This window comes from Phormidesmis sp. 146-20 (assembly GCF_052939475.1).
Genome location: NZ_JBJPHT010000032.1, coordinates 60,317 through 72,784 on the forward strand (window position 1 = coordinate 60,317; position 12,468 = coordinate 72,784).

9 protein-coding genes are annotated in these 12,468 nt (G+C 45.2%); 3 read left to right on the forward strand and 6 right to left on the reverse strand.

The window, feature by feature from the left end; translation table 11 throughout:
- The first annotated feature begins 7 nt into the window (after window positions 1-7).
- Window positions 8-2,410 carry a CHAT domain-containing protein gene (locus tag ACKFKH_RS21765; RefSeq protein ID WP_446860449.1) on the forward strand — a complete coding sequence of 801 codons (2,403 nt, stop codon included), beginning with the start codon at window positions 8-10 and terminating at the stop codon, window positions 2,408-2,410.
- Between the two features lie 7 nt (window positions 2,411-2,417).
- On the opposite strand, the gene ACKFKH_RS21770 is transcribed toward ACKFKH_RS21765, so the two are convergent.
- From ACKFKH_RS21770 to ACKFKH_RS21795, 6 genes are all read right to left on the reverse strand, one after another.
- Window positions 2,418-3,422: a DUF928 domain-containing protein gene (locus ACKFKH_RS21770; protein ID WP_446860450.1), complete on the reverse strand. Its 1,005-nt coding sequence runs from the start codon at window positions 3,420-3,422 to the stop codon at window positions 2,418-2,420.
- A 7-nt stretch (window positions 3,423-3,429) separates the two neighbouring features.
- Window positions 3,430-4,596 (reverse strand): CHASE2 domain-containing protein, encoded by a 1,167-nt coding sequence (locus ACKFKH_RS21775; RefSeq protein WP_446860451.1) that lies wholly within the window; start codon window positions 4,594-4,596, stop codon window positions 3,430-3,432.
- A 290-nt stretch (window positions 4,597-4,886) separates the two neighbouring features.
- Complete coding sequence (locus ACKFKH_RS21780) at window positions 4,887-5,378, reverse strand: hypothetical protein (protein WP_446860452.1); 492 nt, start codon at window positions 5,376-5,378, stop codon at window positions 4,887-4,889.
- Between the two features lie 202 nt (window positions 5,379-5,580).
- Complete coding sequence (locus ACKFKH_RS21785) at window positions 5,581-7,071, reverse strand: GTP-binding protein (protein WP_446860453.1); 1,491 nt, start codon at window positions 7,069-7,071, stop codon at window positions 5,581-5,583.
- Between the two features lie 123 nt (window positions 7,072-7,194).
- A complete protein-coding gene (rpsU, locus tag ACKFKH_RS21790) occupies window positions 7,195-7,374 on the reverse strand; it encodes a 30S ribosomal protein S21 (protein WP_446860454.1) in 180 nt (59 codons plus the stop codon).
- 329 nt (window positions 7,375-7,703) lie between these two features.
- Window positions 7,704-8,972 carry a hypothetical protein gene (locus tag ACKFKH_RS21795; protein WP_446860455.1) on the reverse strand — a complete coding sequence of 423 codons (1,269 nt, stop codon included), beginning with the start codon at window positions 8,970-8,972 and terminating at the stop codon, window positions 7,704-7,706.
- 597 nt (window positions 8,973-9,569) lie between these two features.
- Between ACKFKH_RS21795 and ACKFKH_RS21800 the strand changes: the two genes are divergently transcribed.
- Both ACKFKH_RS21800 and tsaB read left to right on the forward strand, forming a co-directional pair.
- Complete coding sequence (locus ACKFKH_RS21800) at window positions 9,570-11,093, forward strand: trehalase family glycosidase (protein WP_446860456.1); 1,524 nt, start codon at window positions 9,570-9,572, stop codon at window positions 11,091-11,093.
- Window positions 11,094-11,371: 278 nt separating this feature from the next.
- Window positions 11,372-11,977: a tRNA (adenosine(37)-N6)-threonylcarbamoyltransferase complex dimerization subunit type 1 TsaB gene (gene tsaB / locus ACKFKH_RS21805; RefSeq protein ID WP_446860457.1), complete on the forward strand. Its 606-nt coding sequence runs from the start codon at window positions 11,372-11,374 to the stop codon at window positions 11,975-11,977.
- Window positions 11,978-12,468 lie beyond the last annotated feature (491 nt).

The window sequence follows — 12,468 nt, forward strand, 5'->3', positions numbered from 1 at the left end:
ATGTTGTATGAGATCTTTTTTAGCTGACAGATTTGAAAATACTTTCAACTACTTTTACAGCCGACGCTTGGTTCGTGGTTTAGCAATTGTAGTCTTGGCTTTAGTAGGACTATTGGTATTCCAAAGCGTACATCAAGGATTATCAGCAGAAAGTCCAATTGCTCAACAAAGTTGTGATGACAATCAACAGAAGATGTCAGTAAAAGAACGAAGAGGATGTTTCGGTGAAAAAAGAGAGCTTTATAAAAGAACAAGAGATTTAAAGGATTTATACAAGGCACTAAATTGGGCAAAAGAGACTAATAGCCATTATGAGAAATATATTCTACAAGATACGGCAAAGTGTAACATTACTTGTCTTCAAGCAGAGTTAAATCAATTAAGTCTGGTGGTAGAGGTAGATGAATGGTTGAGAGCAGTTATAGAAGAATTACAAGAAGAAACTTGGATTCCAACCAGAGGTATTGACCAAGATTATCTTAAAAAAGCACAGGAACAGAATAGCTGGTTAGATCTTCAAAACACAGTTAACAACTTATTAAAAATTACGAAGACAATTGAGCGGCTTGCTACCTCCTCTGAAAACAGCGCCATTATTTATGCTCAAATCAACTACGCTAAGAGTCTGCTACGTATACAAAACTTACCTTCATCGCCGAGTCTAGACAAACCTTCCGACATAACTATCGATGAATTTTTAGAAAAAGCTGTTGAGATGTCTAGAAAAATTGGTAATAAGCAGACGGAAGCTTCTGCACTCGTCTATCATGCAAACTTCTATGAGAAGCTTGTACCCCAGGTACAAAAGGCTTTACAAGGTAAGGAGAGTCTTAGTTGTAATAGAGAACCTTTGACATGTGCCCAAGAATTGACTGAAAGCGCTTTGAGGATTGTCCCTGATAATAGCTTGGAAATTATCTCTAATGAGGAAAACGAGAAGAGTGCTTGGGAGATTTCTAGCTCTATTACAGATGACCAATGGCGCTGGCAGAAAATTGCTTATCAAGCACTGTGGCAGTCTGGCAGGATACAGAAAAATCCACAGTTGGCAGTTGTAGCCTATGAAAAGGCAGTGAAGATTCTTGAAGCCATGCGTAAGGATTTGCGATCGGCTGACTCAGAGATTCAATTCTCTTTCCGAGATCAGGTACAACCTGTCTACCGCGAATATGTCAGCCTACTTTTGCAACCGGGCAATGACTATCCAGAGAATCTTAAGAAAGCCCGTGATTTAATTGAAGCATTACAGCTTTCTGAATTAGAGAATTTTTTAGGATGTGACTTGCTGATTACTGAATCCGCCGACAAATTAGCAGATGAAGATCCCTCAGCCGTTATTGTTTACCCGATTATTTTGCCCGATCGTCTGGAAGTCATTTTTTCATTGCCTCAATCTGAGAGAGGAAAACCCTGCTCAGAAACATCCTCTGGTTCTATTCAGAGTGATAAGAATCGCTGTCTGGGACATTATTCCACTCCAGTGACCAGGGATGATGCTGAACTGAAACTTCGGCAACTGAGATATCGATTGGAGCAGCCTTATGTTTCAGCTAGTACCAAGGAATTGTCCAGGGAGGTTTATCGCTGGTTACTTGGAGAAGCGGAAGATAAAGGATGGCTCAAGCGTAATCAGACTTTGCTGTTCATTCCGGACGGTGCTTTGCGAAACATCCCAATGGCTGCCCTAGAGGATAAAAGGGAATATTTAATTGAGAAGTATGCGGTTGCGATCGCGCCCCGGTTACAACTACTGGTTGCCAATAGAAGACCCCCAAAACACCCCAGAGTACTTTTAGCTGCATTAACTGAACAACCCAAAGACAAAAACTTTGGCAAGTTGGAATATGCTGGCGCTGAGGTCGATGAAATTAAAAAAGTTATTGGAGGCTCTTCCCCCCTAACTAAGGGTGAATTTACCCTCGGCAACCTTAAGAAAGAGCTTAAGAAAGGGGTCAATGTTGTTCACCTAGCAACTCACGGAGAATTCAACTTCAACCGGGATGAGACGTTTATTCTCACCAACGATGCGAAAGTCGATTTGGATAAACTACAAGAATTGTTTCGAGAAACCAAAAATCCAATTGATTTATTGGTTTTAAGTGCGTGTGAAACTGCGACAGGAGATGACCGAGATACGCTGGGTATAGCAGGTATGGCGGCAAGGACTGGAGCAAGAAGCGCGATCGCTTCTCTCTGGAGTATTGACGATCCAGCAACAGCATTATTCATGAAGCAGTTTTATAAGGAGTTGAAAGGTGGAGTAACCAAAGCTCAAGCGCTCCGAAATTCCATGTTACTAATGTTGGGGAAAATGGATTCTAAAGAGCAGGATCAGAGGTTTCAAGAGAAAGAATTTACTTACAAACCCTCTCAGTGGGCACCGTATGTGTTAGTGGGAGACTGGCGTTAGAAGTTTCTCAAGGCTTTGATGCCCTACTCAGTTGTTCTGATGGAAATTCGCATTTTTCAATAGATGTAGATTTGTCAGCAATTTCATTCAATCTGACACTCTCATCTCTAAGTAAAGAAGACCACTCACTAGCAAAGATAGGATTTTGGAGTTCTTTACAACGCAGTATTGCCAGCGTCGTTAATGTATCGTGCCAGATGCCCTCCCTTGCGTATATTCGGCTACGTTCTAAATCATTTCCTACCTTTGCTATTTCGTTTTCGAGATCTAGATCAGGCTGAATTACTCCAATCCATCCATCTACATTAGGGTTTCTAGAAGGTCTTCGAGAATCACAGATAATTGAAAGGTACCAGTGATAAAATTCCCCAAACGATAAACTTTTCACTTCAGGAGGCAATGAAATCCCTATAATATGAGGATGAGTTTCAGTTTGTAAGGTTCTGGGAAGAACAATACGAAATGGCTGCTTGAAATCAGCAGAAGAATTAGTAGGTAATGTTGTTCCAAATAAATCAACTAGGATTGGCTCGGCTAGAAAATCATTGCCATCTTGATCCTGTATCTTAAATTCTGCTATTTTTATTTCAGAAGGTAGCTGGGGAACATAAATCCAGAAAGTTGGATAATTAGTAACTGTTAAGCCAAAAGAATCTTTGAAGCCTTGTGAGGTCTTTTGGGTAAGAGGCAACAAGACTGTGAGTGGAGATTCCAGATTACGGCAAGTCCCCCTCCTAATTAAACCTTTCAACCGCGACCATATTGATTGAGAAGAAGGTTGCTTTCCCTTTGGAGGGTTCCAAGTTCGCCGATTTTGTTGAGCCAGGAAACTCGCCTGCTCTGCTGGTGAATAAAATCTTATTTCTGATAATTTTCCAACTCTCAAGTTACTCGCAAAAAGTTTTTTGTTTGATTCTTGACTTGCCTCACCCGAACCAGACAAAAAAATGGTGGCGAGTATTAACACGATTAAGATCAGCTTCTTCTGAAATACTGTAATTATCTTGAGCATAGCTAGATCATAAGTTCCAATCTCGTCTTTGCAATTTAATATAGGCTACTGCTACAAGATGTGTCAGTAAAACAGCTAAAGTAGATGGAATGAATGGCACCCAAATTATCTGAAACAACCAGATAGAAACTACTGTCAGTACAAGTACTTCAGTTGTAATTGAAGCAAGTAAGTGGAATGGATGCCAAAAGAACAAAACTACACCACCACCCGTTGATGCCCAGACAAGAATCCATAAAAACTCAATCCACCGCGACCAAACCTTTAGAAGCGAACGCTCACCATAGGCTGCATCAATGATTTGACTTATTCCATGAGCATGAATAACAACACCTGGTACTAGTTTGGGCGGAGATTCGCTAAAGCTATAAGGGGTTAAGCCTGTGTCAGGATTTTCATTTGAATCTTCGAGTCGATAACCAATGAGAACAATTTTGTCATTTATCCACTTAGAATCAAACCTGTTTCCAGTAATCTCTGATAATGTAGCTTTACGAAAAGGTTCTCCTGTTGATATAGAAGGTCGATAATTAAGCAATATCTGATAGCCTGGCATCTCTTCATTTTCGTATCCACCTGATGGTTCTTTCAATTGTTGAAAGAGAACGGAAGAATTTTGTAATTCCTTAGTGCGAATAAGCTTAATCTGCTCCCCAGACGCAGTATCAGGTAAGATTCCATCCTTCTCTAGATATGCAAGTGCAATCTGGAAGCTCAAGGAAAATCTTGTATTACAGGTTGCACCTGCCAGTAAAGGAAGAGTAAGGAGTTGTCGTCGATATATATTATCTTTGTCTTGTGGAAAATTTGCGAAACCAAGCCTGTTCTCAGGAAAATCTTTATATGGAGGAGTCGTACGGTCTGAGGCAGGACTAGGCTTGCCACCCGTCGCTATACAAGTAGCAATAACATTTTCCGCTTGTAATGATTGTTTGACTTCTTTGTCACTTTCATCACGGTGGATATCCAAACCTATGACTCTTGGTTTATACTTTTGCAGCTTACTCAGTAAATCCGCTAACTCTTTATTTGTTATTGACTTTTCTTTAAGATCGTCTTTTGTTATTTCAACGATCAAGATATGTTCATCTAATTCCTTCTCAAGAGGGCGCAGCCTTGTAAAGAAATCATAAGCTTTTAGTTCACAATCTTGTAGGAATCCTTGAGAACGCATTATCCCAACTAAACCAACACAACCAAGACTTAAAAGCAATACTATGAAAAAATTACGTTTTAGAAGCTTGAAGGGGTTGTGAAAATTTAGAACCTCAGTTTCAACTTCTTCCAGTACTTTTCCGGGTAATTCTGACTTTTCCCGCAGTCTATCTAATGTTTTTCGTTTGAATAAGACGAATGTGGATGGATAGTGACAAACAAGCTCGTTGAGTTTCTTACGATAAGCCTCAACCTTTTCCGTATCAAAACTTGCCCCCCGATCACCAAAAAATTCTGAACCGGGGGAATCTACTTTTTTGCACCCTTCACCAACCTCGTAAAGGGGGGAAAAATTTTCCGCAAAAAGTTCTCCGTATCTAACTCGCCCTCGATCGCTAACCCAATCCCTGGTGGCAGCAGCGAAATCACAGGTTTAATCTTCAGTGCCGCTGAAGTCCCAGGTTGATCTAGCTTATCTCGAATCGCCCGTATTTGCTGGAGCAACTCGTCTGGGTAGACACTGGGGTTGCTCTCGATTTGAGTGACTTCCTCTGCAACTACATCAATCACCGCTTGAGCATCAGGTTCTTGAGGTGTGAGCGTAGCTACCTCTGTTCGCAGGAGTGACCAATATTCCTGTTGAACGGGTTGAATATCGTTTTTTTTCTTTAATTTAATCTTCTGCCGAAGAGCTGGTTTATCTTCATCGCGAGCAACATCTAAGGTAGTCTCTAGCCCTTCAAGCTGCTCATAGAGGCGCTCAAGACGCTCTTGAAAGTGTATCAAACGATCGCTGGGCATGAGAAAAGCTCCGAGTCGGTTCAATAAATAAGATTCTACTAAAGTCTAATCAGGTATTTAACGAAATGTCACAAAACACTTAACATCTGATCCGTGAAATTGCTCTTGAGCATAACTCGGATCTCTCACAAGCAATCGGGAGAGCAGGCAACGGCAATGAATTAGCTGGGAGCCTGTGGAGCAGTAGAGAAATGCCGAAAGACTAGCTTTCTCTATTCACGTCCGCTTTTCGACTCTGAAGATCCAGTTTGGCGCGTAGCTCATCTTTGATCCGACTGAGAATCGAAGCCTCATCTAGAGAAGCCAGAATGTTGGTGACGACTGCTTTTGGCCCATCCGGCCCCCAAGAAGCGCCATTGGCGAGATAAGCCTTAGTCACCTGTCCAATTCCGTAGGACGAAACGCCTGCCACGCCTGCTTGCGTCATCGCTACCGAGAGATAAGGAGCCAGCGAAAGTCCCCCCGTTGCGGGAGCCGCCAAACCCAACATTCCTTTGAGAGAGCTTAACCCCAGATTTGCTAACAATTCACTGGCAGTAATGCCACCCATCGCGATCGCAATCTTCTGCAACAGCCCGATCGCGCCTTGCTGGGTCATGCTAATTCCATACAGTTTTGACATTGTTAGAATCATCGCCACGTCGATCGCCGCACTGCTGACAATATCCAACACCGTAATCGGATTGAGAGCCGTCGCCACCGCTTTCGTGATCACGCCATTCCAAATAATCTGATTGGCATTTTGATCGCGAATCGTCATTTTGCGCCGTACCACCTGCTCATTTACATCGTCGGCATACAGCATCGTATTCAACGCCACGAGCGATTTGCCTTCTCGATGCAAGACTTCTAAGATCTTTAGCTTGAGCGCCTCAACCTGGGGTTCGCCTGCACTGAGTTGCACTGACATCCGCCCATCTGCCCGCTTTACCGCTCTTGCTTCTAATGGAGAGGCGGCAGCCATGACAATCTCATCTTCAGTCAGCAACTCCTTGACCCGCTCATCTCTAATTTTTTCGTAGATGCTCTGGCGATCGGCTTCAGGATATTGATCAATTTTGTTAAACACCAACAACATCGGCTTGCCAAACTCTCGCAGTTCAGACAGCGCTTGATATTCAACTTTGGTCATGTCGCCCGACACAACAAACAGCAGCAAGTCCGCATGTTGGGCCACCGTTTGCGCCAAAACTTCCCGCGTTTCCCCATCGACTTCATCAATGCCAGGGGTGTCAATCAGTTCAATTTGAGCGTGATCAAGGCTAGGCAAACTGACTCTTTGAATCGAACTTTCCGTCCCTTCCAGGCTTTCAAACGTCGCACTCCACTGAGCCGCCTGCTGCGATCGCGTCACCCCATGAATCGCCCCCGTCTCAAACACCTTCTGACCTAACAGCGCATTTAGCACCGAAGACTTGCCCCGCCCCACCATTCCAAAGGCGGCAATATGCACCACGAGGCGATCGAGCTTGTCCAACATGGTTGCCAGCCCGTTGATCTCTGGTTCTAGACCCGATCGTTCTTGATCCGTCAGGTCGAGATTTTTGACGAGATCGCGCAGGGCATGAGTTGCTCGCTTGTAGTTTAGCTCAGTCTGAATTTCATCAAAGCTAAAGATAGCTTCATCCAGTTCTTGAGTCAGCGCGGGACGAAGCGCATCCAGGTTGCCAGAATCAGCGATCGGGTCAGACATGGGGGTTCAGCGTGAGGGCGTTGAGAATGACAAAAGGACTGCCTCTGAAAATTGTGCAACCAAAAACCTTGCAATCGCATTCAGATTACAGACTTATTCTTCTCAATCCTAGCAACCCCGGACTTATCGGTAGCGTTGGTTTCGACGAGCAACGACTGATTTGCGTTTGCGTTTTTCGATCGGTGTTTCAAAATGACGGCGCGATCGCACATCTGCCAAAATTCCAGCTTTAGAAACCTGTCGCTTAAAGCGTCGCAGAGCGGATTCGATGCCTTCGTTTTCACCTAAAACCACCTGGGTCATTCCTGATTCTCCCTCGATCAAGTAAGTAGCGTGTGGATGTTTTGAAAAATGGCATGGGCAAATTCAGGTTGGAAGCGCAATGTTTGCCACGAGTTTTAAACACAAAAAAACGCCTGGATGTCTACCTTCAAGACACTCACCCACGCGGAACTGTGCATAAAATTCCCAATCTAAAACCCTACCAATGGAAACGTTAGCACAAAATTAGGTCTCTGTAACGGTTGCGATCGTTCTAGGGAGGGGAGTCCTCCTGTGATTCTTTTGCAGGCTAAGGCGATTTTGACTCCAATGAGAAACTTTTGGTCTGACTCAAGGCCGTCACGCCTGCCCTAAACTAGCTGATTGACAAAACACAAATTGATCGTACTAAAGTTGGTGCTAAGGGCAACGTGTAGATTTTCCATAGCGGCAATCAGCCACTGCACACAGTCGCGCGTGTAAGATTCGTAGTGGTTAAACAAAATTGAGAAGCGCTTTTCTAAGTAGGGCTTGACTTTACGACAGAGCAACACAATTCTCAGCAGCAGGCTGGTGGTCAGCGTAGGGCCGATATTTGACAACAAATCGACGAAGACAAAATGATGCGGGTGTTGAGGATTGTCTACTACTAGAAAATTGAGCAACTGGCTACAAGTTCTCACCATGAGAAAGTCGTTGAGCGGCTGATGATTGCTTTCGGGGAGGGTGTTTGTTAGCTGGTTGTAAAGCTGGTTGTTAAACTGTCGCCGCCCATATTCCGGATCGACAGCCGCCGTAATGTATTGGTAAAGGTCGTCCTTAAACGCCTGAAAGGATTGCGTCTGATGACTGTGAACTAAGAAACGTTGAGCCAACTCTCGATGCGTATAAGCGCCTTCGACTTTACCAACAAACTGCTGAAGGGCAAAATGCAGTTCGCGATCGTCAAGCAGCGTCGGATTTTTGACAGGCTGAATAATACGAGCAGGTTGAGCTTGACCCCGACGCACCTGGTAGGTCACATACTGAGATAGGTCAACTTCGTACTGCTTTTGCACCTGAGTCTGAAGTTTTCGCACTGAGTCTTGATGCTCATCAGGGCTACCTTCACTGACCAGACAATGCTCATAGAGGTAGGGATAGCGTCGAATCAAGCTCCCCAACGGTGACTGGTCAGACCCACCCACTTCAGCAGATTGAACCAGGACTCGCGCCAGCCGTTTGAGCGTCAAATACTGCTCGGTTTCTAGAAACTGTCTGACCAGTTCTCGTAGCTGCTTGACAATGCGGGTGCGCGAATACTCGGTCACAAGGCGAGTGGGGGAAGATTCTAAAACGTCGATCAGGGCGGCGATCGCGACGTGTGACTGAGGACGAGCCTGCCAGCGATTGACCAAAATATGGCAGCAGCGATTGAGGACAAATTTGAAGTCTTGTAGAGAATCTTTGGCCGCAACAATCTGATCGAGATCACTCAAAATTTGGGGGTTGGGGTAGCTGATGCCCTCGATAAATAGGTTGCGAAAGCGATCGATGAGTTGCCCTGGTGATTCGACCTGGACAGCGCTTAACAGATGATCATAGAGTCTTTGTTCTTCTTGAGTAATTTCACGGTTGCGGTATGTTGACCAAGTACTCATCTTACCTACGCTCCTATCGCCAACTCTCGGAGTTGAATGAGTTAAATCGGGCCATCAATGCAGTGCGACTCCTTTTGGAGAGGGGGGTTGAAGACAAACTAAACAAACCAGACAACCGCGAGCCAACTGAGTATAAATTCATAAACCTTATTCTTTTTTGGTAAGGTTACTGTTGATCTTAACGGAGGTACGAAGGCATCAGGTGTAATTGAAGTCACTTAATACAATCTATATACTGCCCGGTTGATCAGCTTAACTAAAGCTTCATATTATTCCCTCCTGAGAATTACCAATCTCGGTACTTGACAGGCAGATTTAGGACATTGTGACGATGATCTTCAGGAAAACTCCTCCGAGATTACCACAGGATGGGTAGCTTTCGGCACGGTGGGTGTTTAGCTAAATTTTAGAGTCGGCTCAGTGTCTTTTGATACAACTGCTGTAAATAGTATTCCGCAAGCCAGAGTAAAATCAGGAAACTTTTCGATAACTCAAAAGCAGTCAGAAAATCGCGAGTTGCCTCCGCTCTAAAGATAGGTGACGATCGCTAAAAATTCATCTCTGATCCAGAAGTCTTTTATGCGGCGAGTGGAACTAATGACTACTGATTCTTCAGTTTTGAGTCCAATTTTTCCGTCTGATGCTCAGATTCAGTCCGTCAGAGCCTACATTCAGCAGACCTGGGAAACCCTAACGCGGTCACACACTCATCTTTTACAAGCGGCCCAAGATTCTAAAGTTGAGCATCGATGGGGCAACCCCTGGATTGTCTATTTGTCGCAGCAAGAAGATCTCGATGCGATCGCTCGTCAACTCAAAAAAACGCTTTCTCCTGAAGAATGGAACCAGATTGAGTTGCGTAAACTGCCTGACCGAGCGCAAATTCAAGAACACGGCTTGTTGTACTTGCCTCATGCCTACGTGGTGCCGGGGGGACGATTTAACGAGATGTACGGCTGGGACAGCTACTTTATGCAGTTGGGTCTGTTGCGCGATGGTCAGATTGACCTGGCCAAAAATATGGTCGAACAGTTGGTCTATGAAGTTGAGCATTACGGTACGGTTTTGAATTCTAATCGCACTTATATGCTGGGTCGATCGCAGCCTCCTGTTTTGACGCGGATGGTTCTCGCGTTGTTTGAGCAAACTCAGGATCGCGTGTGGTTGGAGGGGTTATTGCCTGCTGTTGAGCGCTTTTACCAGTATTGGAGGGTGTCTCCGCGATCGACGGATATGGGACTTTCACGCTTTTACGCCGTTGCTAAAGAGCCGCTTCCAGAAGTTGTGTTTGATGAAAAAGATGACCAGGGCAGGACTCACTACGATCGAGTTCGCGCCTACTATCGCCAGTTCAATATTTCTGATTATGATGTGACGCTTTACTACGATCGTGCCCAAGACAGATTGACAGAACTGTTTTACACGGGAGATTGTTCTATGCGCGAGTCGGGCTTTGACATCTCCAATCGGTTTGGGCCCTTTAGTGTGGATATCATTCACTATGCGCCCGTTTGTCTGAATGCGCTGCTCTACCAAATGGAGTGTGACACCGCGCAGATTTATCAAATTCTCAATCAGGAGACGACGGCGAACCTGTGGCGCGATCGGGCCCATCAAAGACACCAACTCATCGATCGGTTTCTCTGGGATCAGGAAGCTGGGCTGTATTTGGACTATCACTTAGACACCAAAACTCGCCGCTATTATGAGTTTGCGACCACCTTTTATCCGCTGTGGGTGGGAATTGCTTCTATCGAACAGGCCAAGCGAGTGGCTGAGAATCTCGATCGCTTTGAGGCTCCGGGCGGGTTGTTGACCAGCACTTGCGTCAGTGGCAATCAGTGGGATGCGCCGTTTGGGTGGGCCCCGTTGCAGTTAATCGCGGTGCAGGGGTTGTGTCGATATGGCTATGTTGAAGCGGGCCATCGCATTGCTCGCAAATTTGTGGCGCTGCTGGTTCAGGAATTTGAAAAACAGGGGACGCTGGTCGAAAAATATGATGTGTGTAGCTGCTCGTCCGATGTGTCTCAAGAGATTTTGTTTGGCTACTCTTCTAATGAGGTGGGGTTTGGGTGGACAAATGGCGTGTTTTTGGAGCTTTTGGCAATTTTGGGACTTTGAGAGAAGGCTCAAAAATCGTGAATTTAATAAAGCGTCAGTTTGATGAATCTTCGCCTCGTTGTTAAGATCTTCTGCCCTCCAAGCTGCCAATTTTGGGGAACTTTGAGGCAAGAAATTTTAGTTCAAAGTTGATGATGAATGGGGGACTCATCTAGCTCTCTTAGAGTTGCAACGGCAGCGAAGAATTTCTGTCGAGTTGAGGTTGATTCCAAGTTGAATTGTGTGACAATCAAAAACCAGTCTTTAATCTCAACAATAGCTTTGTGAAAAAATACGGATTGGCTATTCATACCAGCAGCCCAGATTTGGGACTGGCCTTGAGCGATTTTGTGGAAGACTCTCGACATCAAGTTTGGGATCTAGGGCGTGAAGTCTCCAACTATTTGCACCAGATGCTGTCAGACTTTTTGCACCCTCAAACCTGGACAGATCTCGGATTTATTGCAGTAGCGATCGGCCCCGGTGGTTTTACCGGAACGCGCATTGGAGTGGTCACCGCCCGCACTCTGGCACAACAGTTAGAAATTCCGCTCTTTGGGGTGTCGAGTCTGGCCGTCGTTGCTTATGCCCATCGCTCGACCAAGGAAACGATCGCCATCCAGATGCCAGCCCAACGGGGCGAACTTTATACCGCTCTTTATCAAGCGACTTCAGACAATTTGACGGCGGTTTTGCCTGATTCTGTGATGACTCCTGACCTCTGGCACCAGACGCTCTCAGCTTATTCAACCCCTTATCATCTTGTGGAAGCAGACCCTCATCAAGGCGAACAGGTGACAAACCTTTTAGAACTCGCCCATCTGAAATGGAGTCGGGGAGAGCGATCGCTCTGGTCAGAAGTCCTCCCTTTCTATGGTCAACACCCCGTCACCAACCAAAGCTAAGGATCAAGGATTAAATAGCTCCTAATCCCGGCTGGCAATTCGCTAAGTTCATTTCGTGAAGCGGAACGATCGCTCTCCAAACCCCAACCGTTCTATTTGAAAACGGAACAATTCTATTTGAAAACGGAACAATTCACTCCTCGAACCCCAATCGTTCTATTTAAGGGCGGAACGATTCACTCCCAAACCCCAATCGTTCTATTTAAAAGCGGAATGCTTCTATTTAAAAGCGGAACGATCGCCCTCCCAACCCCAATTGTTCTATTTGAAAGCGGAACGATCGTGTTCCGAACAAGAAAGTTTCACGCTCTGATCGCAGATTCGGGTCGCCACCTTAAATCACCCACGAGTGAGAGACTTTGACCTGAAATTTTTGTCTCAAAGTTCATCAGAATTGGCTGGGGGACAGAAGATTTCAACACCGCAGCGAAACTTTTCCTCCCTCATCCCTCATCCCTCATCCCTCATCCCTCATCCCTCATCCCTCATCC